18 protein-coding genes are annotated in these 25,987 nt (G+C 46.4%); 10 read left to right on the forward strand and 8 right to left on the reverse strand.

Annotation, left to right across the window (positions count from 1 at the left end):
• Positions 1 to 47 precede the first annotated feature (47 nt).
• From IEX62_RS00685 to IEX62_RS00700, 4 genes are read left to right on the forward strand one after another with little or no spacing between them, the layout of a single operon-like run.
• Entirely contained in the window at positions 48 to 902 is an 855-nt protein-coding gene (locus IEX62_RS00685; protein ID WP_229685580.1) for an ABC transporter permease, read from the forward strand.
• Between the two features lie 20 nt (positions 903 to 922).
• Positions 923 to 1,798, forward strand: coding sequence for a carbohydrate ABC transporter permease (locus tag IEX62_RS00690; RefSeq protein ID WP_188773491.1), 876 nt, complete (start codon positions 923 to 925; stop codon positions 1,796 to 1,798).
• 21 nt (positions 1,799 to 1,819) lie between these two features.
• The gene (locus IEX62_RS00695) at positions 1,820 to 2,944 is read left to right on the forward strand and encodes a glycoside hydrolase family protein (protein WP_188773492.1); all 1,125 of its coding nucleotides are present in this window, start codon (positions 1,820 to 1,822) and stop codon (positions 2,942 to 2,944) included.
• A gap of 17 nt (positions 2,945 to 2,961) precedes the next feature.
• The gene (locus tag IEX62_RS00700; RefSeq protein ID WP_188773493.1) at positions 2,962 to 5,142 is read left to right on the forward strand and encodes a GH92 family glycosyl hydrolase; all 2,181 of its coding nucleotides are present in this window, start codon (positions 2,962 to 2,964) and stop codon (positions 5,140 to 5,142) included.
• Positions 5,143 to 5,249: 107 nt separating this feature from the next.
• Here the strand turns inward: IEX62_RS00700 and IEX62_RS00705 are convergent, their stop codons facing one another.
• Positions 5,250 to 8,165, reverse strand: coding sequence for a glycoside hydrolase family 9 protein (locus tag IEX62_RS00705; protein WP_188773494.1), 2,916 nt, complete (start codon positions 8,163 to 8,165; stop codon positions 5,250 to 5,252).
• 148 nt (positions 8,166 to 8,313) lie between these two features.
• Here IEX62_RS00705 and IEX62_RS00710 point away from each other — a divergent pair, with 148 nt between their 5' ends.
• The 3 genes from IEX62_RS00710 to IEX62_RS00720 all read left to right on the forward strand — a co-directional run bounded on the left by IEX62_RS00710 (position 8,314) and on the right by IEX62_RS00720 (position 12,657).
• Positions 8,314 to 10,677 carry a polysaccharide lyase 8 family protein gene (locus IEX62_RS00710; protein ID WP_188773495.1) on the forward strand — a complete coding sequence of 788 codons (2,364 nt, stop codon included), beginning with the start codon at positions 8,314 to 8,316 and terminating at the stop codon, positions 10,675 to 10,677.
• A gap of 97 nt (positions 10,678 to 10,774) precedes the next feature.
• Positions 10,775 to 11,140, forward strand: a complete 366-nt coding sequence (locus IEX62_RS00715) for a helix-turn-helix domain-containing protein (protein WP_188773496.1) — start codon at positions 10,775 to 10,777, stop codon at positions 11,138 to 11,140.
• A 299-nt stretch (positions 11,141 to 11,439) separates the two neighbouring features.
• Positions 11,440 to 12,657 (forward strand): nitrate/nitrite transporter, encoded by a 1,218-nt coding sequence (locus tag IEX62_RS00720; RefSeq protein ID WP_188773497.1) that lies wholly within the window; start codon positions 11,440 to 11,442, stop codon positions 12,655 to 12,657.
• A 211-nt stretch (positions 12,658 to 12,868) separates the two neighbouring features.
• Here the strand turns inward: IEX62_RS00720 and IEX62_RS00725 are convergent, their stop codons facing one another.
• From IEX62_RS00725 to IEX62_RS00745, 5 genes are all read right to left on the reverse strand, one after another.
• Positions 12,869 to 13,900, reverse strand: coding sequence for an ABC transporter substrate-binding protein (locus tag IEX62_RS00725; protein WP_188773498.1), 1,032 nt, complete (start codon positions 13,898 to 13,900; stop codon positions 12,869 to 12,871).
• A 189-nt stretch (positions 13,901 to 14,089) separates the two neighbouring features.
• Positions 14,090 to 15,061 (reverse strand): galactofuranose ABC transporter, permease protein YjfF, encoded by a 972-nt coding sequence (gene yjfF, locus IEX62_RS00730; RefSeq protein WP_188773499.1) that lies wholly within the window; start codon positions 15,059 to 15,061, stop codon positions 14,090 to 14,092.
• Positions 15,051 to 16,091 (reverse strand): ABC transporter permease, encoded by a 1,041-nt coding sequence (locus IEX62_RS00735; protein ID WP_188773500.1) that lies wholly within the window; start codon positions 16,089 to 16,091, stop codon positions 15,051 to 15,053. Before IEX62_RS00735 ends, yjfF begins: the two co-directional genes overlap by 11 nt.
• Positions 16,092 to 16,098: 7 nt before the next feature.
• Positions 16,099 to 17,610, reverse strand: a complete 1,512-nt coding sequence (locus IEX62_RS00740) for a sugar ABC transporter ATP-binding protein (RefSeq protein WP_188773501.1) — start codon at positions 17,608 to 17,610, stop codon at positions 16,099 to 16,101.
• A gap of 94 nt (positions 17,611 to 17,704) precedes the next feature.
• Entirely contained in the window at positions 17,705 to 18,712 is a 1,008-nt protein-coding gene (locus IEX62_RS00745) for an ABC transporter substrate-binding protein (protein ID WP_188773502.1), read from the reverse strand.
• A 287-nt stretch (positions 18,713 to 18,999) separates the two neighbouring features.
• Between IEX62_RS00745 and IEX62_RS00750 the strand changes: the two genes are divergently transcribed.
• Genes IEX62_RS00750 through IEX62_RS00760 form a run of 3 tightly spaced genes read left to right on the forward strand, consistent with a single transcriptional unit; the run spans position 19,000 to position 23,362 of the window.
• Entirely contained in the window at positions 19,000 to 20,808 is a 1,809-nt protein-coding gene (locus tag IEX62_RS00750; protein ID WP_188773503.1) for a sensor histidine kinase, read from the forward strand.
• Positions 20,805 to 22,400: a response regulator gene (locus IEX62_RS00755; RefSeq protein WP_188773504.1), complete on the forward strand. Its 1,596-nt coding sequence runs from the start codon at positions 20,805 to 20,807 to the stop codon at positions 22,398 to 22,400. The genes IEX62_RS00750 and IEX62_RS00755 overlap by 4 nt, the downstream gene beginning before the upstream one ends.
• Complete coding sequence (locus IEX62_RS00760) at positions 22,397 to 23,362, forward strand: sugar ABC transporter substrate-binding protein (RefSeq protein ID WP_188773505.1); 966 nt, start codon at positions 22,397 to 22,399, stop codon at positions 23,360 to 23,362. The genes IEX62_RS00755 and IEX62_RS00760 overlap by 4 nt, the downstream gene beginning before the upstream one ends.
• A 145-nt stretch (positions 23,363 to 23,507) precedes the next feature.
• Here IEX62_RS00760 and IEX62_RS00765 read toward each other — a convergent pair whose 3' ends face one another.
• Together IEX62_RS00765 and IEX62_RS00770 are read right to left on the reverse strand one after the other, a co-directional pair.
• Positions 23,508 to 23,927, reverse strand: a complete 420-nt coding sequence (locus tag IEX62_RS00765) for a hypothetical protein (RefSeq protein WP_188773506.1) — start codon at positions 23,925 to 23,927, stop codon at positions 23,508 to 23,510.
• A 276-nt stretch (positions 23,928 to 24,203) separates the two neighbouring features.
• Complete coding sequence (locus tag IEX62_RS00770; RefSeq protein ID WP_188773507.1) at positions 24,204 to 25,841, reverse strand: methyl-accepting chemotaxis protein; 1,638 nt, start codon at positions 25,839 to 25,841, stop codon at positions 24,204 to 24,206.
• Positions 25,842 to 25,987: the final 146 nt, after the last annotated feature.

Here is a 25,987-nt window from a genome sequence, read left to right on the forward strand (position 1 = left end):
CGATACGACTGCGCAAAGATTTCAAGCTGAATTACTGGTTATACCTGATGATTCTACCAGCGCTTGCTTATTATATTATTTTTCAATATGGCCCGATGTATGGAACCATCATCGCCTTTAAAGATTATTCTCCTGCGAATGGCATTCTAGGTAGCGAGTGGGTTGGCTTGGCGAACTTTCGGGATTTCTTTGAGGGGTTGTACTTCTGGCGAATTTTCAAAAATACGGTGCTGCTTAGTGTGAACACGCTCATCTTTGAGTTTCCAGCCCCGATTATTTTGGCATTGCTTATTAATGAGTTACGTAATCGCACATTCAAGCGCTGGGTGCAGTCGATCACGTATATGCCTTATTTTATTTCATTGATCGTTATTTGCGGACTGGTAAAAGACTTCACGAATAGCGGCGGCTTGATCACACAGATTATAGTCTGGCTGGGCGGTACGGATACATCGCTTTTACAAAACCCGGCTTACTTTCGCCCGATCTATGTCGTGTCTGAAATCTGGCAGCGATTTGGCTGGGAATCTATTATTTATATTGCGGCATTAAGCTCTATTGATCAGGAGCAATATGAAGCTGCTCGTATTGATGGTGCCGGACGCTGGCGACAAATGCTAAATATTACGTTGCCAGGTCTGCTTCCAACGATCACGATCATGCTCATCTTGCGCATGGGCAATCTGTTTAATCTGGGCTTTGAAAAAGTCATTTTGTTATACAATTCGTCGATCTATGATACTGCCGATATTATCTCATCATATGTGTATCGAAAAGGCTTAATTGAGTTCAATTGGAGCTATGGTGCCGCAGTCGGTATTTTCAATTCTGTTTTAAATCTCGTCTTGCTAGTGGCAGCGAATTACATTAGCCGTAGAGTAAGTCAAAATAGCCTCTGGTAAGTGACAGAAGGAGGGGAAATATGAAGCGTTCATGGTCTGAACGAATGTTTGATTGGGTAATCATTTGGATTATGGTCGTTTTAGTTCTGCTAACAGCGTATCCACTATACTATGTGTTGATCGCTTCGATTAGCGATGGCTCACGGATGATGGCACACTCTGGCTTGCTTCTACTTCCATATGGCTTTCATCTGGAAGCGTATACAAAGGTGCTAGCTAATCCTTCCATTGTGCAGGGCTATGTGAATACATTATTTGTAGTTTGTGCGAGTGTGGTATTGAATATGACCGTGACCTCTCTCGCCGCGTATGTACTCTCTCGCAAAAACGTATACTGGAATCCTTTTTTCACTTTTCTAATTGTATTTACGATGTTTTTTACAGGTGGATTGATCCCATTTTATCTTGTCGTGAAAGGCATGGGATTAATGAATTCACTGTGGTCACTCGTTATTCCATTTGCAGTAAATACCTTTAATTTGATCGTAATGCGCACCTCTTTTCTGGCGATTCCGGATAGTCTGGAGGAATCGGCAAAAATTGATGGAGCGAATCATCCTACCATCTTTGCACGTATTATTATTCCACTCAGTATGCCTGTTATGGCAGTTATGGCGCTATATTATACGGTGGAAAAGTGGAATGGATGGTTCTACGCATCCTTATTCCTCAAAGATCGGCAACTGTTCCCCTTGCAGTTGATCTTACGTGAGATTCTAATCTCCAACTCGACCGACTTGATGCTGGGAACGACGGCAGCAGATCAGATTGTACAGGTGAGCGCGACACTTCAATATGCGACGATCGTTGTAGCCACCTTACCTATTTTATGTGTGTATCCATTTGTGCAGCGGTATTTTGTCAAAGGTGTAATGATTGGAGCTGTCAAAGGCTAATTTATTAAAAGGAGCATAACGATGATTAATCAGAAAACAGAATGGCTGGATCAAGCCTGGAACTATACAAACAGAAAGCTTAACAAGATGAAACAACGGATTGGCGCATGTTTTCCTAACGCTTCATTTAATGGACAATATGATGCTCGTGAGCTGGAATGCTGGACAAATGGCTTCTGGCCGGGATTGCTATGGCTGCATTTCCATGAAACGGGTGATGCAGAAGCACGCATGCACGCTGAAGAATGCGAGGAACAACTGGATGAGCTACTGCATGAGTTTGAGAAGCTTCATCATGATAATGGCTTTATATGGAGTCTATCCTCTGTTGCTAATTATAAATTAACGGATAATCCATTATCTCGTCGTCGTGCATTGATCGCGGCAAGCCATCTGGCAGGTCGCTTCAATCTTAAAGGACAGTTTATACGCGCATGGTTATTCGAAGGCAGCGAAGGTCTTGCCATTATTGATTGCATGATGAATCTCGGATTGCTGTACTGGGCGAGTGAAACGATCGGTGATCCGCGCTTCAAACATATGGCGATGGCGCATAGTGATATGGCGATCAAGCAATTCGTTCGTTCTGATGGATCAGTCTATCATATTGTGCGCTTTGATCCAGAGACTGGTGAACGGGTAGAAGCGCTTGGAGGACAGGGCTACGCGCCGGAGTCAGCATGGTCACGTGGTACGTCATGGGCAATATACGGCTTTGCGATTGGATATCGCTATACAGAACAGCAGCGATATCTGGATACGGCGCTGGCTGTAGCAGATTATTGGATAAGCCAGACGGAAATAGAGCGCGTACCCGCATGGGATTTCCGTGCTCCAGCTGAACAGCTTCACATCAAGGACTCTACAGCTGCTGCTTGTGCAGCAAGCGGTTTATTAGAGCTTGCCTACCTGCTTGAACAGCAGCATGATCCACGTGCTACGCATTATCGTGAACATGCGATCATGACGTTGCAGGTGCTATTCCAACAATACACACCGGAGGATGAACAGGAAGAAGCGTTGCTTATCAGAGGAACCGCTAGTGTTCCAGCGGGCGCTGAGATAGAGGTACCGATTATTTACGGTGATTATTTCTTTGTAGAGGCGTTAGGCAAGCTGAAGGGAAAGACTGATATTTTTTGGTGAACGGAGGAGCATTGTCGATGGATAGAGCAAAGGTGGATTGGATAGATCCTTTTATCGGCGTGGATGGAGAAAACAATTGTCTATGCGGGCCGTATCTGCCCAATAGCATCGTTCGGTTATCACCAGATACAGCGTCGCCGCAGTTATCTCATGGTTATGCGAGTTCACTTCCGATCATCAGGTTCAGTCATACCCATGTGAGTGGTACAGGTGGAGGGGGAAGATACGGCAATGTTGGTATCCTTCCCTTCACTGGTGATCTTCGCGTTCCTACCGAAGGATATGAACGCGAGAACGAGACAGCCTCAGCAGGGTATTACAGGGTTACGCTGATGCCTGATGATATTAGAGTAGAGCTGACAAGCACCGCGCGTACGGGCTGTCATCGTTATACATTTCAGCCAGGAGTCATTCCTCATGTGTTAATAGATGCAAGTTCTGTGATTCAAGTAGACGGTGATCAGCCGGGTGAGACGACGGGACTGTGTATTGGTGGTTACCTGGAGCAGGCATCTGATTGCGAATTGGTAGGGAGATCGGATTTTCGCGGAGGCTGGGGACATGATTATCCGTATTCCGTGTACTTTTCGATTCAATTTCAGCAACCAGCTAAGGCATGTGTGCTTGTGGAGAACGGTCAGTTTGTGCAGCAACGTTCTATTGATGGTCAGGATTGCCGGGCAGTTGCTAGCTTTGCAGGATGTGGAACAGTAGAGATCAAGGTCGGCATCTCCTATGTTAGCATCGGCAAGGCACGTGAGAGCTTACGGAGAGAAGCGTCAGCGGAATTTGATGTGATTCATCAACAGGCACGTAATCGTTGGGAACAGAAGCTGGATCGGATCACGGTAGAAGGAGGAAGTGAGCGGCATACCCGATTGCTATACACCTCCTTGACTCGGCTATGGTGTATGCCTTCTGATCTGGGCGTGGATGATGAATATGATGGATGGGTATCTGGCGTGCGTCAATATACTGATATTTATGCGCTTTGGGATAGCGTGCGAAATGCCAACTCGCTGCTAACTTTAATTGATCCAGAGCTGGAAAGAGGCATTTTGAATAGCTTGCTTGATATAGCTGCCCATACAGGCTGGTTGCCAGATGCATGGATTGCTGGACATAGCGCGATGATTCAAGGTGGAAGCTCAGCTGATATTTTACTCAATGAAGCGAAGCTCAAAGGGCTATCTGGTATTGACTATGAAGCAGCCTTACTACAAATGCGCAAAAATAACGAGCAGTATTCACCGGATACATGGATGTATGGACGGCACCTAGATGATTATTTGTCGTTAGGTTATGTATCGACGAAGGTGAAGAAAAATAGTGTCTCTCGTCATATGGAATATGCCTATCAGGATTGGTGTATTGGTAGGTTAGCGCAATCGCTAGGTCAGCCAGACATAGCAGAGCGCTATTATACAAGCTCAGAAAAGCTATGGAATCTGTGGAATGAGCAGCAGCGCTGCTTTGCTCCAAAAGATTCGGATGGCACATGGGCGGAGGCATTTGATCCAGCAGTTTGTTTACCGGATTGTTGGAATGATCCGTATTTCTATGAAGGAACAAGCTGGCAGTGGTCATTTCATACCCATCACGATTTTGCTGGTCTAATCGAGCGTCATGGGGGAACAGGGGCATTTGTGAAGCATCTGGATACCTTCTTTGAAGAAGGGCATTATTATTCCAAGGAAACGATGCTGCATATTCCGTATTTGTATATATATGCAGGGCGACCAGATCGAACAGCAGATCGTGTGCGAGAATGCTTGAATACTTATTTTCAAATGGCACGTGATGGGCTGGGTGACAATGAGGATATGGGCTGTCAGAGTGCCTTTTATATCTGCTCGTCGATTGGACTGTATCCGCTGATGGGACAGGATATCTATTTTCTCGTACCGCCACTATTCCAATCTTCGATTATACAGATTGGTGAAGAGGGTGCAACGATCCCGTTTATGATTGAGATTATTGGCAGTATAGGGGCTGGTGACGGAACGAAACCGCGTTATATCGCTGAAGCAATCTGGAATAATACGCCACTTGATCGCGCATGGATTTCACATTCTGAATTGATCATCGGAGGCGTATTACAGCTACGACTGAGTGAGCATGCAACAAGCTGGGGCAGCCTGAATCCACCACCTTCTCCGCTGAAAGAATGGTATACCAGTAAGCAGATCAGATCGTAGTCGATGAATGACAACAGATCTGACCTGCCTCGGTATTCATTTGTCAAAAGATGTGGCTACAAGTCAATGATATCTTAGTTGATTGTAGCTATAAGGATGAGATGGAGTCAGTCACGATCTGAGCTTGACGGATGATTGACCGATGGTTGCTGCTGTACAGGAGTACTGACTGCATTGGTAAAGGTATCGGTCGTATGGAAGTAATACGAATGTTGACCTGGTGAAAGCTTGGTCGTATATCGGTATATCTTGCCATCGGTGTAGGTTGTATCTGCTGAATCGGTTGCAGTCATCGTGTGAATCACGCCATCCAGTAAGAGTTCGACTGCGAGCGGTGGATCATTGTCTACATCCGTATAGGTCACATCAAATGTAAATGGCGTATCCGAATCTCCCGAAGTCTGATTGATCGTACCCTTCGTCAATGTTGGGGCTGAACCGCGCTTGATATTGCTTGCGCTAATCTCATCGACCAGCATATCACCATTGGTAACGGTAGTTTCTTTGAGCCAGATCGCTAATTTTACATTTTTCTTATCAATGGCAGGGGATAGCGTGTTCAGATTGAATTGTAACTTCGTCCAATCTTGAGGAACATTTATCCATCCACCCGTCAGATTATACGTTTTGTTATTGTCGGAAATTTCGATACGTGTGCGAACAGAAGGAGCGCCTGGATTTTTGAGTGTGACATTCAAGTATTGATAGCCCGTCAGATCTACCGTATCATGCCACGGCTGGAACTTGGCGGCAGAATCCACGGTCACAGGTACATGTGAGAATTTGCCTGCTGTCCGACCATCAACGGTAACTTTGGAAAAGCTTCCTGTGCCGCGACTTTGATTGTACCAGTTCACCCATGTTGCATTTGTCGAAGAGCCTCCCCATGAACCATTACCACCAAAGTCGTCATACAGTAGCGGAGATGAAGGATCAGGTAATGGTGGAGCAACCATATAATGAGTGGAGCTATAGGTACGATTGCCCTGTTGATCGAGTGCACGCACATCGACACGGCGATTGAAGTAGGGAACGCTGTTACTTTCATCGATCACAGCTTTGTATACATCAGCCTGTACAGTCATCGCTTGAAATCCATTTGCTGTACCTGCTGGACTATACTGAGCTTCACGAAGTCGTGGATCGGTATCGGCGAATAGTGTCACTTCTCCACGTACCCGATCACCAATCGTTGGAGAAAATATGGTAAACGGAACGGGGGCGTCACTAGAATGAACTGGAGTACGATCAGTCGCACTTAAGCCCATAATGGTGTATAACAAGCCTGCTTGAATACTGATACTGAATTCATTATAGCGCCACTGACTTGTATCGTCGTTGAATAGAGAGCGATCCTGATACCAGGGGCTGACACTATTTTTATCTTTTGTATCTTTGATATTGGGGCCGCTTACCATCGCACCAGGTAACACAATACCTGTACCACTGGCTGTATTGGCTTGTTCATCAAATCGGGTATGCAGGAAATCGACATAATCATTACCTATACCGGATACCCAGCTAATATTCCAAGGATTTTCACCAAAAATCCAGTACGTTCCTTTGAGTACAGCATCCAGCACCTCTTGGTCACCAAATAATTCATAATATCTCATCATATCGCCCAAATACGAAGCATGAGGTTCATTCACACCAAAATTTTTGAACTGGTTGAGCACATGATAGGGCGTATCGTCCATAGAGGATAAGAAATAATTCACTTGTGCTTTAAGCAGATCGTGGATATGTGTTTGGGTAGCAGAGTCAGCCACCGGATATAGCTCAGCCATAGAAAGTGGACTCATATCCCAGTAGTTGGTTGATGTGACATCCAGTTCATCCATTCCCATAATCGTTGCAGAAGCTGCATTCTTATAAGTTGCATCACCAGTCAGCAGATACAGCTCTACATCAGCGAGCAGCTTCGAATTGGGAATACCACCTCTTGTAGAATAGGAGCCAATAGGTCCATCAGGATGAGCAACTACGTAATTGTAAAAGACGATGGCAGCTGCCTCATACTTATCTGAGAGCGTATTCATATCTGCTTGCTTGGAGGCTGGAATGGCGCCGTTCGCAATCGCGATTCGAATGGCCCTTGCTGTAGCTGCAAGCGTACCAGCAGATTTGGCAGATCCACCTACGCTCAGATCAGACAGTTTACGATCATCAGCCGTATTCGGAATGTTATCGGTCGCTTTCTCTGGATGAATGAAGGCAGCATTATTTTTTAAATTATACATTTCTCCATTCAGCTGATCGGCATACTTGACCAGGTAATCGCTACCGAAAATGGCTTCGTCAATCAGATCTGGAATATGATTATGATCATTATCATATTGCACAGCAGGCTGATTGGCATAGCGCACATAAGCAAGCGCAATCTCAGCGCCTACCCACTGGTTTCCTCCATACTTTCCATAATCACCTGCATCATACCAGCTACCAGTCAGATCATAGTGCTTCGTACCATCTGCTGATTTGGCATCGTCCAGATGTCCGGCACCGTGGTACAGCTTGGCAGAAGGAGCAACACTGCTATAGCCAGCAGGATAAGCAGCCTCTGTCGATACGCCAGAACGCAGCAGACGATAAAAGGCTGTCATTTCATCTCGATAATTACTCCATATATTCGTTGCAATTGGGAATGAATAAGAGGACACTCCATTACTCCTGACTGTATAACTAGTGCCTGGAGTTGTGATTTGTGAGAAATCAATCGAGTACACATACTTGTTCCAGTAGTAGCCCTCGTTCGTCATGGTACCGGAATAGACTGCATTTGTAGCGCTTACAATTTGGTAATACGTATCGGTTAAAACGGTGTCGGATACGACCAGTGCATTTTTGTAATCTGAGGCACTGTATCCGGCTTGACTGACTACTACTTGAATAGAAGGTTCTGCCTTAGCAATCTGTTGCTTTCCTGGTGTCAGCGCTACACTGGATACGATCAGTATCATGACCATGCTGATCATTGATAATCTTTTAAAGCGCTGCCTCATCTGCTTGTTAAATATCATCCATAATCCTCCTTTTGAAAATGAAAATGAATTGTACTTCATCAGCATAGAGGTTGCGTCATTCACACACCATGATGTATTAAGACATAACGATGATGTATCCCTATCTGTTTGGTTTACTTAATCTCAATCCAAGGAGTGAAAGAACATGAACATAGCCAATGAAAAAAGTAATCGTATCAAAATGAGTTATATGTTCCTTTGCCTCATTTTGCTGTTCACCAGTATCGGCATCACTGCACCAAAAACATACGCAGCAGACGCCTTCGACCAATTACGTGAAAAACATCGTGCGATGCTGACTGGAGGGAATAATCTGTCTACAAGTGATCCTGATCTGGCGCAGGCGCTATCCAAGCTATCGCTCACTGCCGATAGCTATTGGAAGTCGATGAGCACGGTGACAGGTCGGACATATTTGTGGAAAGATGCGTCTGGTGTAGGCAATTCAGCACAGATTCGTACCTCTTATGAACGATTAAAGGTAATGGCGCTTGCGTATTCGACGGTTGGTACGTCTGTATATGGTAATGCGAACCTCCAATCGGATATTGTGAATGGATTAGATTATATGTACAGCACGCGCTATAACGAAAATGTGACAACGACACCGAGCGGGACGAGCAACTGGTGGGATTGGCAGATCGGTATTCCGCTACAGCTGAATGATGCTGTTGTGCTCATGTATGACGATTTGAGTAGCACGCAGATTACCAATTATATGAGTGGTGTGGAGCACTTCTCGCCAACAGTCACTTTAACCGGAGCCAACCGAGCATGGAAAGCGATGGTCGTAGCGATTCGAGGCATTCTTGTGAAGGATAGCGCCAAAATTGAAAGTGCCCGTGATGGATTATCTGCTATTTTTCAATACGCGGTGACAGGCGATGGATTTTATACAGATGGTTCATTTATTCAGCACGCCAATATCCCCTATACAGGTGGATATGGGATTGATCTACTCTCGTCGGTGAGCACATTAATGACATTGCTCCATGGATCGAACTGGCAAGTTACAGATCCGTTACAGTCGAATGTGTGGGACTGGGTCTATAATTCGTATCAACCGCTCATGTACAATGGGGCGATTATGGATATGGTGCGAGGCAGAGAAATTTCCCGTTCGTACCAGCAGGATCATGTGGCTGGACATCGGGTGATGAATAGTATTTTATTGTTGACCGAGGTTGCACCCGAAGCGAAGGCACAGGATTTTCGCCGTATGCTCAAAGCGTGGATGACCAATGATACGTATTTATCGTATTACCAGGATGCTCCTATTCCCATTATTGTGCGTGCGAAGGCTCTAATGAATGATACGTCGATTGCTCCAGCCAGCAATCTGATTCTGTATAAACAGTTCAGTGCGATGGATCGAGCGATTCAGCAGCAGGGGAACTATACGTGGGGACTCGCCATGTATTCAAATCGAATTGCTAGCTATGAAGCGATTAATAGTGAGAACGGAAAAGCATGGTATACCTCTACCGGAATGACAAGTCTATATAACAGCGATCTAGCGCAATACAGCGATGATTATTGGCCGACCGTTGATGCGTACCGTTTGCCAGGAACAACGGTTGTATCTCAGCAACCTGCTACCCGGCATACAAGTGTGAATACATGGACAGGCGGCACGAGTCTGAACGATCAATATGGAATATCTGGTATGGATCTGCAATATTCCGATCATACATTAAAAGCTCGGAAATCATGGTTTATGTTCGATGATGAGTTGGTTGCGCTCGGTGCAGGTATTCAAAGTACCGATAATGCTCCAATTGAGACGATCGTGGAAAATCGGAAGCTCAATGCACAGGGAAATAATAGCTTTACTGTCAATGGACAGGTGTATGCGCCAACACTGGGCTGGAATGAATCGCTGACGAATGTGAACTGGGCACACCTTGGCAGCAATCTGCCGGGGGCTAGTATCGGTTATTATTTCCCAGTAGCAACGACATTACAGGCGAAGCGAGAAGCACGTACAGGCAACTGGAAACAGATCAATTCACGTCCCGAGTCGCCAGCAACCGCCATTACGCGCAATTACATGACACTATGGATGAATCAAGGCAGTAATCCAATTGATGCGAGCTATCAATATGTTGTATTACCGGGCAAATCAGCTGCTCAGATGGCAAGTTATGCGGCACAGCCTGATATTGAGGTACGTGCCAATTCTAGTGCAGTTCAAGCCGTAAAGGAAAAGACGTTAAATCTACTCGGCGCTAACTTTTGGACGGATACGATACAGACAGTAGATGGACTGACCGTGAACAAAAAAGCATCGGTGATGATCCAGGAGAAAGCAAACAAGCTGTATGTTTCGGTCAGTGATCCAACGCAATCCAATACAGGAACGATCAGGGTGCAAATCAATCGTGCTGCGGTCAAGTCTATAGTCGATACAGGCATTACAGTGGATTCATCCAGTCCAACGATTCAGTTTACAGTGAATGTAAACAAAGCGAAAGGCAAAACGTTTAAGGCTATTTTTGACCTACAATAACCTGGAGTGTAAGCATTTCATTAGTCGAGGTAGTGTTAAGCCGTCTTTATGTGAATAAAGCCCGTTTTATATATTGTGTAGAGAGGATGTGTGCATCGTGTATGAACAGTGGAAATATCGCCGTGCAGAATATATGATATTTGAACGTATTTTAGCCTATATTCATCGTCATTATCGGCGTTCCAATCTTCAGGTACACGACATCGCTAAAGACATTCATTTTAGTACAGGCTATCTGAGCTTAATCTTTCGCCGTCGAATGAATCAGACGTTATGGGAGTATATTACCGAGCTTCGGATCGACTTAGCCAAGCACTTGCTATGCACAACGAGTAAAAAAAGGGATGAGATTGCATACGAGATTGGCTATGAATCGCCTGAACATTTCAGCCGTATGTTCAAACGTTACACAGGTCTGAGTCCAACGGAATATCGCAATCATATGTATAACGTATATTCATAATTTAATGTTAATTAATATAACGTAAAATATTTATTTATTTTTTATAGGTTAAATAAGTTGACACATTATGAATTTATTCCTATAATTTGAATCAAATTCACTGTTCGGTGATTCATAAGCTCACACCAATAATCACAATGATGTGGTTGTTGCAGGCAAAGATGCCGCAATCTCGCTCTGAACTTCAGGGTGAATTGCGGCTTTTTTGCGGATATGGATGGACTGGATAGCGGTTGGTTGTGCGATCCAGCTCCATCAGCGCTTATGAATCATCGCCAAGACAAAGAGGAGTGGGATGGATGGAGGCAAAAAGTTTTTGGAAGAGCGGGCATAAGCCTACGTTGTTCGGATCGTTTTTGTATTTTGACATCAGCTTTATGATCTGGGGCATGATCGGGCCGCTGAGTGTAGTGATTGCTCAGGATTATCCGATGGACCCGGTGCAGAAGGCACAGCTTGTAGCATTGCCCGTGCTGGGCGGTTCGATTCTGCGGCTGGTGCTCGGCTTTCTGTCGGACTATATCGGACCCAAACGCACAGCACAGATCGGAATGCTACTCACTCTCGTACCGCTTTTACTCGGCTGGCAGTGGGTGCAATCGCTGGATCAGCTGTATGTCGTTGCGATGCTGCTCGGTATCGCTGGCGCTTCGTTTGCGGCAGCATTGCCGCTCGCGAGTCAGTGGTATCCGAAGGAGCATCAGGGGCTGGCGATGGGAATTGCAGGTGCGGGTAATAGCGGAACCGTAATCGCGACGTTGTTTGCGAATCGGATTGCACAGCACTTCGGTAGCTGGGAGATTGTATTTGGTCTGGCGATGATTCCGATGATTATCGTGTTTATCTACTTCAGTATTTTTGCGAAAAATAGCCCGAATCGTCCGGCACCGAAGACGATGGCACAATACGCATCCGTGCTGAAGCAACGCGATGCCTGGGTGTTCTGTGCCTTTTATTGTGTAACCTTTGGTGGTTTTGTAGGGTTGGCAAATTATTTGACGATTTTCTTCAATGCTCAATATGGTTTGTCTGCGGTACATGCGGCAGATATCGCCACCATCTGTGTGATTGCGGGCAGCTTCTTCCGTCCGGTAGGCGGTTATCTGGCAGATAAGATCGGCGGTACGCGCATGCTGATGTATCTGTACGGCGGTGCAGGGGCGATGCTGATCTGTGTGTCCTTTTTACCACCACTGGCGATTGTTGTCTCGCTTCTGTTTGTCGGCATGATGTGTCTGGGTGCAGGCAATGGCTCAGTATTCCAGCTCGTGCCACAGCGCTTCTCCAATGAGATCGGTCTGGTCACAGGCATCGTCGGTGCAGCAGGTGGACTCGGTGGCTATGCGTTGCCGCTCATTCTCGGTAATCTGTACAAATCGACAGGCTCCTATACGCCAGGCTTTATCGTGCTGGGAGTTGTGGCTTTCTGCGCGCTCGGTTTGCTGACCATGATGCAAAGTAAATGGCGTACAAGCTGGCTCAAGCAGACAACGGCTCCACTGCGCGAATCTGCATAATTATCGTTTATCCCTACTCATATAAACATAAAAGCAGATGATCCCTCACTCCAATAGAGGGGATCATCTGCTTTATTATTTGTACATATAGAACATAGAAGAGGATATACGAAGATAGAGGGGATTCGACGGCATCCACATGTAGAAAAAGCTCGGAAAAAGCATCTGCCAGACACAGCAGCCTCACTTCCAGAACGGCGAACATCGCCTACTAATATTTCCGATTTTCCAATTCCCGGGCAGCCAGCTCCTGGGTGAAAATATCCTCCGGTGTGATCATCCGTTTGGGCAGAGTGCGTCCCGCCATAATTTCTTTGGCTGCCTGCATCACGAGCGGGCCGAGCAGTGGATTACACTCCACGACAGCATTAATATGTCCCTGCACCATTTGCTCAAATGCGCGGCGTGTGCCATCTACAGAGATAATAATAATGTCACTACCGGGCTTCAAGCCGACCTCCTGAATCGCTTCAATCGCTCCGATCGCCATATCGTCATTATGGGCGAATAGCACTTGAGGCCAGTCCTTGCGAGGCTGTCGCAAAAACTCCTGCATCGCTTGTTTGCCGCCACTCTGGGTGAAGTTTCCTGGCTTTGATTGTGTAATTTGGAAGCGAGGATGAGCCTCAAGCATTTGCCAAAATCCTAAGCCACGATTGATCGAAGGGGTGGAGCTGACGGTGCCTTGCAGCTCGGCGATCCGAATCTTGCCCGGTTGATGACGCATGCGATCGATCATGTACTTGGATGCTTTGACGCCTTCCTCATAAAAGTTAGATCCGATGAAGGTCACATATAACGAGCTGTCGTTGACATGTAGCGAGCGATCAATGATGATAACCGGAATGTCAGCAGCTCTAGCTTCCTTGAGAATACCTTCCCAGCCGGTTTGAACGACCGGCGCAATCGCGATAATATCCACATCCCGTCGAATAAAGGAACGAATCGCCTCAAATTGCTTCTTCTGATCCTGCTCTGCATTCGTCATAATCAATGTAATATTCGCTTCTTTCGCCGCTTCCTTGATGGAGGTGGTGTTCGCTTCTCGCCACGTACTCTCCGAGCCCAACTGAGAAAACCCTAGCACAATCGGCTTCGTCGCTGTCGGCTGGATCGACGAATCATAATCAGTAACGACAGATACTTCATCCGCTGAAATCGTCGTTGACTTGGATTGCTGGCTTCCTCCATCACAGCCGGATAGTAGCAGCACAAGCAGCAGACACCACTTCACCCATTTCATACCGAGCCCCCTCTATAATGATAACGCTCTCATTTGAACAGAATAGAATACAACAAAATCATAGAAATAAAACATTGGGAAACACACTTACCTGTTTGTTTCCCAATGTTTACTGCTAAGTGTTAGCGCTCTCCTAAAACGAGGTTCAATAAAAAATGATTTTTGCAAAGCAAAATATCGTACCTTAATCTATACTTGCTTCTGTGCCGAGCGTTTGGCACTTAACATACGCTGTAGCAAAATGAAAACAAATAACAGCAAGCCAATCGCAATCTTCGTCCACCAGGAGCTTAATGTACCTTCAAAGCTAATAATGGTCTGAATGATGCCCTGAATCATAACACCGAAGAACGTTCCCAGCAGATACCCTACGCCGCCTGTCAGCAGCGTACCGCCGATCACGACAGCAGCAATCGTATCCAGCTCAAAGCCGACTGCATGCAGTCCGTAGCCTGACAGCATATAGAACGTGAACACCACGCCCGCAAGTGCTGAACAGAATCCACTCAGAGTATAAACTAAAATTTTCGTACGTGCTACAGGAAGTCCCATCAGTAGTGAAGACTGCTCATTGCCACCGAGCGCATACACATTGCGACCGAAGCGAGTGTAGTGAGCGACATAGATTGCGATCACAACCACGATCAAGGCGATTACAGCGCTGATCGATAGGGAATTACCGCCCGGTAAAGGAATTTTCGTCTGTGCCATCGTTGTATAAAATGGATGATCGATTGTGATCGTATCGATACTGATCACATAGCATAGACCTCTAGCCATGAACATACCTGCCAGCGTCACGATAAACGGCTGAATTTTAAAATAGTGAATAATCGCGCCCATCGCACTGCCAAAGCCTGCGCCCATCATCAGTACGAGCGGAATAACGATCGCTGGTGACCATCCATGCTGCTGAACGAGACTGGCGGAGATCATCGTGGAGAGTGCAATGATCGAGCCAACCGATAGATCAATGCCACCTGATAAAATAACGAACGACATACCGACAGCGGTGATCAGCAAAAACGCATTGTCGATCAGCAGGTTCATCAGGACTTGAAACGAGAAGAACCCGGTATATCGAAAAGAACCCACTGCGAACATGACGAGAAATAGCATGATCGTGACGACGATCGGAATGTATTTGCGATTAAGAGACACGACGGGCAACCTCCTTTTTCATTGTATCCTGTCTTTTGTGCCTGCGATAGACGATGGACGAGCGGAACGTCTCGGATTGGATTAGACAGACGGCTAATACGACAAAGGCTTTCACGACGAGTGTAATCTCGGGTGGAACACCGATCATATAGATCGTTGTGGTCAGCGTTTGGATAATCAATGCGCCGATGACGGTACCAGCGAGATAGAAGCGTCCACCATTCAACGAGGTTCCACCGATAACGACCGCTAGAATCGCATCCAGCTCATACCATAGCCCTGCATTGTTGCCATCTGCGCTGGATACATTGGAGCTGAGCAGCAAGCCAGCAACCCCGGCGCACACACCGCAAAAGATATAAACCGCGAAAATAACTACAGTCGCCCGGATTCCCGCCATCCGACTGGCAGTGGGATTACAGCCAACCGATTCGATAAACAAGCCTAGCGAGGTTTTGCGGGTTAACAGCAGTGCAATGACAAGTGCTATTGCTACAACGAATATGGAAAAGGGTAGTGTAGCCAACGAGCCAGAGCCGATATACGAATAGCTAGTGCTCGTTACCGTAATAATCTGCCCATCGGTGACAAGCTGTGCAATTCCGCGCCCAGCAACCATCAGGATGAGCGTGGCGATAATCGGCTGAATGCCGGCAACCGATACGAGCAGACCGTTCCATGCACCCAGAATAATTGATAGACCTACAGCTAGCAGAATTGAAAAGGTGACTAATCCGAGCGCATTCTGATCCGTGCCTTTGCTGATGGTCAGGCAGGCAATCGCGCCCGATATCGCTACGATCGAGCCAACCGAAAGGTCAATTCCCTTCGTAGCCACGACAAGCGTCATCCCAATCGCGACCAGCATAAGCGGAGCACCAAAATTAAGAATATCGATCAAGCTACCGTACAAATGACCGTCATGCATCGTAATGGAAAAGAAATCGGGCGAATAAAGTAGATTGAATAGCAGCAGTGCAGCCAGCACGCATAGCGGCCAGAATAGATGGTGTTTATAGATTTTGCTCATATCCTGCTTAACCTCCTGCGATCGCCTGCATAATTTGCTGCTGGCTCATATTCGTATCTGTAAGCTCGGTTACTTTATGACGATCACGCAGGATGGCGACGCGATCGCTTACGCGCAGCACTTCCTCCAGCTCCGAGGAAATGAATAGAAATGACATTCCCTGACGTGATAGAGAGAGCACCAGCTTCTGAATTTCTGCCTTGGCGCCGATATCGATGCCGCGTGTCGGTTCATCGAGAATGAATAGCTGCGGAGAGGTGAGTAGCCAGCGAGCGAGTAGCACCTTCTGCTGATTACCACCGCTCAGGTTTTTGATCAGATGCTCCGGGTTAGGAGGATTGATATTCAGCATGCGAATATATTCATCTGCATATTGCTCCTGCTGCTTGCGCGAAATAGTACGAAACATCCCCTGCTTCGCCTGCAAGGCCAGAATGATATTTTCCCTTACGCTCAGGTCTCCGATAATGCCCTCTGTCTTACGATTCTCCGAGCAGAAGGCGATGCGATGATTAATAGCATCTCGCGGCGTTTGCACCCCTGAGCCGCCATCGGCGAATGTTAATGTGCCAGAATCCGGCTTGTCCGCTCCGAAAAATAAGCGAGCCGTCTCGGTGCGACCTGAACCAAGCAAGCCTGCCAGGCCAACGACTTCGCCTCTACGGATCGACAGATCGAACGGCTCGATTGCACCTTTTCGCCCCAGCCCTTCTGCGGTTACGAGTGTTTCATTTGCAGACGCTTCATGATCTTCCACCAGCTGTGGCAATTGCTCCAGCAGATTGAGCTCTTTGCCGATCATTTTCAGTACCAGGTCAAGCCGTGGCAGCTCCTTCGCCATATACTCGCCAATAAATTCGCCATTCCGCAAAATCGTTACCCGTTCCGAGATTTCATACATTTGATCCAGAAAATGCGTGACAAATAAGATCGCTAGCCCATCGCGCTTTAATTTCTCAATGACGCGAAATAGCTGCTGCACTTCATTTTTGTCGAGACTGGAGGTCGGTTCATCCAGAATGAGTACTTTGGCTGAAATGTTAAGCGCTCTGGCAATCGCTATCAGCTGCTGTACAGCCACCGAATACATATAGAGCGGCTCGGTCACATCGATATGCAAATTCAAGCGTTCGCTCAGAAGGGTCTGTGCGCGCTTGTTCATTTCCTTCCACAGAATACGTCCAAATCGTCTCGGCTCTCTACCGATAAAGATATTTTCAGCCACCGTTAGATTGGGGCACAGATTCACCTCTTGATATACGGTACTGATTCCGGCAGCCTGTGATTCTAACGGGCTTTGCATCGAAACCTGCACACCTTCCATTTCGACAACGCCCTCATCGATCGAATAGACGCCGGTGAGTACCTTGATCAGCGTTGATTTGCCTGCACCATTTTCGCCCATCAGTGCATGAACCTCGCCTGGAAACAAGCGTAGACTCACATTGGTCAGCGCTTTAACACCGGGAAACCGTTTATGAATCTGCTTCATCTGAAGCAAGGGCTTCTGCGTGTTCATTTCAGCATTCACTCCTCAGGTTGAGATTAAAATCAAACACTCCGGCAGCAACCCAGGCGACCGGAGTGGCAAAATGAATAGCTGGACAACCGGATTAATAGGCGCGATTCGGCAAAGCTTCCTTCGCTTGCTCCGAGGTGAATGTCGTTTCTTCTGTTACAATTCGTGGCTCTACCGATTTGCCATCGACGACATCTTTGACAATTTTCATGAGCTGTGGCCCAAGCATTGGATTACATTCCACGATAAAATTGATTTTGCCTTCACTTGCAGCCTGCATACCGTCCTTGACTGCATCGACAGAGATGATTTTGATATCCTGACCTGGCTTTAAGCCTGCTGCTTCAATTGCCTGAATCGCTCCAAGCGCCATATCGTCATTATGTGCATACAGCACATCGATATCCTTGTTCGCCTTCAGGAATGCCTGCATAACCTCTTTGCCCTTGGCACGAGTGAAGTCGCCTGTCTGGGAAGCGATGACCTTGAGATGAGGATTCGCTGCGATCACCTCGGCAAAGCCTGCCATCCGATCATTAGCTGGAGCGGAGCCGGTTGTGCCTTGCAGCTCAACAATGTTCACGTCTTCTTTGGTATCCTTGTATTGCTCGGACAGCCATTTCCCAGCCTTACGACCTTCCTCTACAAAGTCAGAGCCGAGGAAAGTAACATAGAGGGAGGTGTCTTTGGAATCGACTGCACGGTCAGTCAGAACGACCGGAATGCCAGCGTCCTTGGCTTCTTTCAGGACGGTATCCCAGCCTGATTCAACTACAGGTGAGAAGGCGATCACATCTACCTTTTGCTGAATAAAGGAACGGATCGCTTTGATTTGATTCTCTTGCTTTTGCTGAGCATCCGAAAATTTCAGATTGTAGCCTGCTTCTTTGGCAGAATCCTGAATCGATTTGGTGTTGGCACTACGCCAGCCACTTTCTGCGCCTACCTGCGAGAAGCCCAGAGTAATGGTCGTACCTGCTTTTGTTGCTGAACCTTCACTTGCAGCACCTGTCTGATTGTTGCCACCGTTCGCACATGCACCCAGTACGCTCATACAGAATGTTAATGCCAGTACCGCACTCATTTTCCCGAATCGTTTCATAATCGTTATTCCTCCCCTTTTATCGTTAACTTCGTTTGGTGATGCCTTGATTATAAAGCGCTTTCAAAAGGAGAAGATATTGACGCATTTGGTTATTTATTTTGATTTTTTTCGTTTTTATCATTTTGTAGGAGAGGGCATACGTATTTTATGGGAAAAGGTGTATAATTTTTGTTAAAAGGTGTAATTTTTTGATAGCGCTTTCTTTTTGCTTGACAAGTAGGCTTCCATTTGTACATCGTACAGATAGGGTGAACCCTATTTTAGATGATGAGGTGCGATGATTTATGAGGTTGATCCGTCTGATGTCGGCTAGTCTGAGGATAAAGCTGCTCGTGTTGTTCACGGTGTTAACAACCGTTCCATTAATTACGGTAGGGATTATCTCGTATCAAAAATCGTACGAATCGATTGCAGAATATAGCAAGGCAGCAAGTATGCTACAGGCGGATGAGTTAAGCCGAAACATTAATAATCTGTTTGATGATACGGAGCGTCTGCTGGAGCTGAGCAATAATCCGCAGGTGATTCATTTTCTATTTTCCCAATCAGAGACGTATGCGGAAGCGAAGGAGATTTTGCAGACCTTTGCTCTTTATCGGGATACGTACAAGTACGATGATGTGATGAATATTAGCTTTATCAATCTATATGGTAAAGGGATCAGCGAACGAAAAGGTGTATTCCAATCGAATCTCAACCCTCTGCGTAATCCCCATTTTCAGACACTAACCGAGCACCCGGATATGATTCTTAGAATCCCACCATCCATGGCATCCGATTATGATCATGTGGATGGATTCACGTATCCTCAGGACGAGGTCATTTCGATTATTGCGACTGTACAGCAGCGTATTACACATGAAGTGATCGGCTTCATCATTATTGATCTGAATGCCTCATTCATCAAACAATTCGATGATCATATTCGAATCGGCAAAACGGGCTTTTTCAGTGTGATCGATCAGTCAGGCAACCCGATCTACAAGCTGTCCGAGGATAAGCAGAAGCTGGAGGAGCTTGCGCTGGCGAATCTGCCTGCGGCACAGCAGACGGGCAGTAACAGCTTTGTGCTCTATCCTGAAGGCAAGCCGTGGTTTGTCGTATTCAGCTCCTCACTTACGACAGGCTGGAAAATCGTGGGCCTTGCGCCACTGCAAGAGATCGTATCCGAAGCGGATCGGATTCGGCAGCTTATTATTTTCAGTGTGATGCTGAGTATTTTGTTCGTTATCATTATTTATTTCTTCTTAACGTACCGACTCACCCAGCCGATTCAGCTCCTCAAGCATAAAATGAGACTTACAGCAGAAGGCTATCTGGAAGCCAAGGTTCAGCCTGTAGGTAATGATGAAATTTCGGATCTTGGTCAGAGCTTCAATATTATGGTGGAGAAAATCAAGCAGCTGCTGAACCAGAGTATATTGAAGCAGCAGCTTTTGCAAAAAGCAGAGCTACGTACTCTACAGGCGCAGATCAATCCGCACTTTCTGTACAATACGCTTGATTCGATTGTATGGATGGCGGAAGCAGGCAAATCGGAAAGTGTGATTCAGCTTGTCAAAGCGCTATCTCAATTTTTCCGACTTAGCTTAAATAAAGGCAGAGACTGGGTGACGATCCGTACCGAGCTTGCCCATGCTCAAAGCTATCTCATCATTCAACAAATGAGGTACCGCGATATTCTGGAATACCATATAGACATTGACGAGGAGCTTCAAGAGTATCCGATTCTAAATATGACACTACAGCCCTTGATCGAAAATGCGATCTATCACGGTATCAAAAACAAAAGAGGTAAAGGATGGATCACGATTAGTGGTTATGAGGAAAATGACGCGGTGATCGTATTAACAGTGACGGATAATGGCGCAGGTATCACGCCAGAACGACTTGAATTGCTCCGACATGAGCTGGATCATCCTGTCCAGGCAGAGGATTATGATTCGTATGAAGGAGGGTTCGGATTGTTGAATGTGCATCAGCGCTTGCGATTGTATTTTGGAGAAGAATACGGTGTGCAATTGAGCAGTGTTGCCTCAGAGGGAACGACCGTCTCGATCCGCATTCCCAAGCATAGGAGGGCTTATCCATGAAGAAGGTCATGCTGGTGGATGACGAAATTCTGATTCGTGAAACGATACGCGAGCGTGTCGATTGGGAAGGGGCAGGCTTTCATTATTGCGGAGATGCTTCGGATGGCGAGCTGGCGCTACCGTTAATTGAACAGCATATGCCCGATATTCTGATTACCGATATCAAAATGCCCTTTATGGACGGCTTGGAGCTGTGCGCTGTTGTGCGTCAGCGATTCCCACAGATCAAGGTCATTATTCTGAGCGGATATGATGATTTCCATTATGCGCAGACTGCTCTGCGTCTGGGTGCGGCAGATTATTGCCTGAAGCCCTTTAGCGCGGCGGACTTGCTCCAGCTGCTTCATGCGGTAAGTGAGCGCATTGATCGGGAAGAGAGCGAGAAAAGACAGGAAACGTATACAGCGGAAAAGCTTTTTGCGGATTTGTGCGGCGGTTTAATCAACACGGCGGCGGCTATCAAGGTGGCAGATCAGTTGAAGCTCCAGCTGATGACATCGTATTATGCGGTTGCAATTCTGACCTTATCGTCCACTGATCCAGCGAAGCCAGAGCTTGATCCGGTAGTCTGCTCAGAGGCTGGACGATGGATAGATCAGCAGCTTCGCGAGCAGCTGGATTATTTTATGTACAAGCGTAGCCGCACAGAAACCGTTTTGATTATCAAATGCACTGCGCTAGAAGACGATTCAGCATCGTTACAAGCACGAGTCAATGAGCTACAGCTTGCGTTACATGCACAGTTCAACTGTGAATTACTGCTTTCCTCAGGGCATGTACAAGAACGGCTGCAAGGTATTCATATATCGTACATGGAAGCAGAAGCGAACAATATCGAGCGGAAGATGCTACAGCAAAATAAACAGGCTTTCCTGCAAGCCTCCGCCGATGACTCCTATGAAAATGTAGTGCTAGACCGAAATGGGCTGCTTGATTTTTTAAAGCTAGGGTCGCCTAAGGATGCACCAGACTTTGTGCGTTCGTTTACAGCCAGACTGGATGGTGTAAACTGGGATTCGTTATATGCGTATTACCTGATGCATGATTTGACGCTGGAAATGATCACTGCTGCCAGAGAGCATTTCCAAACGAGCCACCGTACCGAGGATGTGTTATCCGAGCTGCAAGAGCGGATCAAGCTCATTACCAGTCATGACGATTGTCAGCATTATATAGTAGCCCTTCTCCACCAGCTATGGGAATGGCGGCAAGCGAGTACAGACAAATATAGCGATCTGATCCATGCCGTTAAGCTTTATATTCGCCAGCATTACAAGGACGATCAGCTATCCTTATTTGATATTTCCAGGCAGATTGCCGTGAGCTCCAGCCATCTGAGTAAAATTTTCAGTCAGGAAACCGGGCAAACGATGACGGATTATTTAACCCTGATTCGCATCAACAAAGCGAAGGAGCTGCTAAAGCTCACCCGGTATAAAACCTTTGAAATTGCATTTCAGGTAGGCTACAAGGACCCTCATTACTTTTCAAATTTATTCAAAAAGGTGACAGGCCTCACCCCTACAGAATATAGAAAGCATAGCTCGATCGACCAGGAGGTGCCAGTGAGCAAAGGGGAAGGTCGCCTATGAATCGAGTGTTCTCGCTCGTTATACTAGGCTGCCTGGTTATGCTGTTATCACTGAGCGGCTGTGAAGGGAATACGGGCATGAGCACCTCCTTGAGCCAGCCGAGTACAGCGAAGCAGACTGTACCCTCTGCTACCGATACCGATCGTGCTCCGCTGGTGTTCGGCATTATTTATCCAACGGTGAATCCAACCTATGAGATTATTACGGAAAATCTAAAAACCGCCAGTGTCGATCATGCGGTGAAGCTGATCGTTCAAGCGCCAGATGAAGCCAATCTGGAGCAGCAAATTCGTATTATGGAAATGATGATCAAGCAGGGCGTAGATGGTATTGCGATCGACCCGGTCGATTCTGCGGCACTCGTAGAGGTTATTGATAAAGCGGTTGCCAAGGATATTCCGGTCATTTGCTTTGAATCCGATGCTCCAGCTAGTAAGCGACTCGCTTTTATCGGTGCCGACAATGTTCAAACTGGTATAACGATAGGGCGATCGGTCAGCAATCTACTCGATGGTAAAGGCATGGTTATTGTGGAGTCTGGCATGCCTCATATGCTCGGACTGAGTCAGCGATTAGAAGGGCTGAAGCAGTATTTATCAAGTCATACAAGTATCGATATGTTAGAGGTTCGTAACAATGATGGAACAGAGGAAGATGCTACGCAGCAATTAGAAGCCATGATCAGTGCGCATCCGCATTTTAGCGCATTGATTAATCTCGATCCCGTGTCTAGCTCCAGCTCGATTCTCGTCTGGAAGGCGAAAGGCTTGAAGCAGTACAATATCGCACTGGGCTTAACGCCCACGGTTCAAGAATCACTGATCAACGGACAGATTACACGCATCATTTCGCAAAATGAACAGCACTGGGGCGAGTCGATTATGAACACGTTGCTTGCGATTACGGACGGGCAGAAGGTGCCTCCGTTTATAAATACTGGCATTACGGAGATTGGTGAATAGGTGGGGTGAATGGTAAGCAGTGACTATAATGGAGAGCAGTTGAAAAGCTTATTTTAATGTATAAAGAGGTCTTCTCCGTTTAGATGGAGAAGACCTCTTGCTTAATTTATAATTTTAAAATAAATTATATTCTTTTAGATATAGCTTAATACTTCACCTGGAACGTTCCAGTATCTTCGCTAGGAAGATTAGAAGTGACTGCTATTTTATGAGGTCCTGTTAGGTTCTCATCGGACTTCAATAGTGTTTTCGGGCTACTACCGCTATACACCATACTAGATACCTGACGTCCTACACTATCGTAAATTTTCACATTAAATGTAGCATACTTTTTAGGTGTAATTGTAATTTCAAATTCACCATGTAAAAATAGGGATTCTGAGCTAGTGCCTACCTTGTAGGTTGGAGAAGCAGCGAAAGCGGCAGTTACACTTTGGTTGGCAGTAGCTGAATTTGAGGCGTTTGAGATGTTGGAGAGATCACTAGCAAATCCAACGGGTGCAAGTGTGAGAGAAGCGGCAAGTGACAGAGCTGGAATTAATAATAGTTTTTGTTTCTTCATCATCATCATTCTCCTTTATGATTAATTGACAACCAATGTCAGTATAACACAACTATACTTTATTTCCAAATATACCCTTAATTAATTTAAAAATGGTATTAATAATAAATTACTGTATGCAGGATTCGGATGTATAAAACGCAAATGCTACAGAATACCATGGTCATTTCTGTACTTTAAATTGTATACCACAAATAAAAGCAGATGCGTTTCTTCCTACATAACGCACCTGCTTTTTATAATACTGCTCAACTATTTATTCTATTTATGCTAACGCGCTCAAGAAGCAACACCTTGTGGAGGCAATGAAATCATCCCAGCAATTCCTGTTGAAGAGCTATCCTCTGTAGCGTTGCCATGCTCCATCAACTGACCCTGCTCCTGTTGACGCTGACTGAACTGTTCTACCAGTGTACGTAGCTCCTCGCTCATGCTATTCAGACGCTCCGCTTGTTGATATACGGCAGAGCTGTGCTCTAATTGCTGATGTAAAATATGATCCACTGCTGCATGCTGATCCAGCGATTGCTCGATCATCTGCGTCACATAATGAGTCGCTTCGTTTACATGAATGGCATGCTCATTTAGCTCCAGCATCCGCTGTGTAATGCGTTCCGTCTGTTCACCATTTAGCTCAGTGGCGATCACAATCTCCTGAAACGCTTGCTGGATCTGCTCAATCTCTGTTAGCGTACGCTGAACTCGCTGTGTGCCATGCTCGGAGGACGCCAGTGCGCTGGTCGTTGCGCCATTAAACTCCTGCATGATGGAGGACATGCGTACCAGCGCCCCGGTTGTCTCAACGGAGAGCTTTTTCACCTGTTGAGCGACGACGGCGAAGCTCTGTCCATGCTGCCCAGCGCGAGCCGCTTCAATCGAGGCGTTCAATGCCAGCAGATTCGTCTCGGCAGCGAGGTGAGCGATAATATCGATGAAGCTGCTAATCTGGTTTGCCTTGTCATCGACTTCATGGATACCATGTGCCATCTGGCTCACATCCTGCTGTAGCGCCGACATATGCGCGGTGATTTCGCCAAGTGATTCATTTCCTAGCTGGGCACGGCGAATGGTAGTGTCGGAAGCTTCGTGTAGCTGTTCCAGTGAGCTTGCTACCTCGTGAATAGCGGCTGTGATCGCATGAAGTCGCTGCTCGCTTCTTTGCTGAGAAGGTAATAGCTCGTCGGTTGCGTTGGTGCGAATAGATAACATGGAGCTAGCGATATTTTCAGATAGGTGAACAAGTGCACTGGAGCTTGTTTGCAGGGTGGAGGCAGATTCATCCATATATTGTCCACTTTGAGTCAGGTTGCCCAGCGCCGTGCGATTCCATATATCTGCTTGCTCCTTTTGCTTTTGTAATGCTCGGGTATGACGTTGCTTGGCGACGATGAGTAGACTGACCGCCGCACTCGTCAATAGTAGAAACACCGCATGAATGAGCAGCAGTGAGAACGAATACGCATGTTGTCCACAGAGCAGCTCTGGAAATAGGAAAAAGCCTGCTAAATGATGAATCGCAAAGATTGCCGTTGTTAGCAGCACAAGCGCCAGTGAATCATAAAAGGCGACAAAAGCGACGACCATGAAGACGGAAAAATGATATTCAACCAGTCCATCCCCTACCGCAATCAATGCAATACTACTCAGTGTGAGGATCAACGTATTCATTACTGGAAGTGCCGCTGAAACGCGATTACGCGAAAATAGAAGAAGAGAGATAGCAAGCAAAGCTAAAGGTAATGCCAGTAATATATAGCGTAGCGTGTTCAAGCTGCTCGCTGCCATATGATTCATCGGTTCTGTCATATTCATCGTCATGGGGATGATCGTAGTGAATTGATGCAAACCAAAAACGAGAAACGACAGGGCAACAGTAACCAGGCAAAGCCAATTCATCACTTTATTTTTTTCGTACATGCGTGGGGTGGACTCCTTTAGTGGTAGGTTTGTGTAGCAATGGGAGTGAAAATATAGAATGCGGGATAGTGCTATCTGATCGAGAGGAGTATAATAGTAGGGCTTGATCCTCCGACAGACCTGAAGAACTACATATTGGGATCGCA

The sequence above is a fragment of the Paenibacillus hunanensis genome (genome assembly GCF_014645615.1).
GTDB classification, from domain to species: domain Bacteria; phylum Bacillota; class Bacilli; order Paenibacillales; family Paenibacillaceae; genus Saccharibacillus; species Saccharibacillus hunanensis.

Excerpts from the sequence above, each read along its gene's own strand:
- IEX62_RS00685 (WP_229685580.1), top strand. The coding sequence starts at position 48 with ATGATTCTACCAGCGCTTGCTTATTATATTATTTTTCAATATGGCCCG.
- IEX62_RS00690 (WP_188773491.1), top strand. The coding sequence starts at position 923 with ATGAAGCGTTCATGGTCTGAACGAATGTTTGATTGGGTAATCATTTGG.
- IEX62_RS00695 (WP_188773492.1), top strand. The coding sequence starts at position 1,820 with ATGATTAATCAGAAAACAGAATGGCTGGATCAAGCCTGGAACTATACA.
- IEX62_RS00700 (WP_188773493.1), top strand. The coding sequence starts at position 2,962 with ATGGATAGAGCAAAGGTGGATTGGATAGATCCTTTTATCGGCGTGGAT.
- IEX62_RS00705 (WP_188773494.1), bottom strand. The coding sequence starts at position 8,165 with ATGATATTTAACAAGCAGATGAGGCAGCGCTTTAAAAGATTATCAATG.
- IEX62_RS00710 (WP_188773495.1), top strand. The coding sequence starts at position 8,314 with ATGAACATAGCCAATGAAAAAAGTAATCGTATCAAAATGAGTTATATG.
- IEX62_RS00720 (WP_188773497.1), top strand. The coding sequence starts at position 11,440 with ATGGAGGCAAAAAGTTTTTGGAAGAGCGGGCATAAGCCTACGTTGTTC.
- IEX62_RS00725 (WP_188773498.1), bottom strand. The coding sequence starts at position 13,900 with ATGAAATGGGTGAAGTGGTGTCTGCTGCTTGTGCTGCTACTATCCGGC.
- IEX62_RS00735 (WP_188773500.1), bottom strand. The coding sequence starts at position 16,091 with ATGAGCAAAATCTATAAACACCATCTATTCTGGCCGCTATGCGTGCTG.
- IEX62_RS00740 (WP_188773501.1), bottom strand. The coding sequence starts at position 17,610 with ATGAACACGCAGAAGCCCTTGCTTCAGATGAAGCAGATTCATAAACGG.
- IEX62_RS00745 (WP_188773502.1), bottom strand. The coding sequence starts at position 18,712 with ATGAAACGATTCGGGAAAATGAGTGCGGTACTGGCATTAACATTCTGT.
- IEX62_RS00750 (WP_188773503.1), top strand. The coding sequence starts at position 19,000 with ATGAGGTTGATCCGTCTGATGTCGGCTAGTCTGAGGATAAAGCTGCTC.
- IEX62_RS00755 (WP_188773504.1), top strand. The coding sequence starts at position 20,805 with ATGAAGAAGGTCATGCTGGTGGATGACGAAATTCTGATTCGTGAAACG.
- IEX62_RS00760 (WP_188773505.1), top strand. The coding sequence starts at position 22,397 with ATGAATCGAGTGTTCTCGCTCGTTATACTAGGCTGCCTGGTTATGCTG.
- IEX62_RS00765 (WP_188773506.1), bottom strand. The coding sequence starts at position 23,927 with ATGATGAAGAAACAAAAACTATTATTAATTCCAGCTCTGTCACTTGCC.
- IEX62_RS00770 (WP_188773507.1), bottom strand. The coding sequence starts at position 25,841 with ATGTACGAAAAAAATAAAGTGATGAATTGGCTTTGCCTGGTTACTGTT.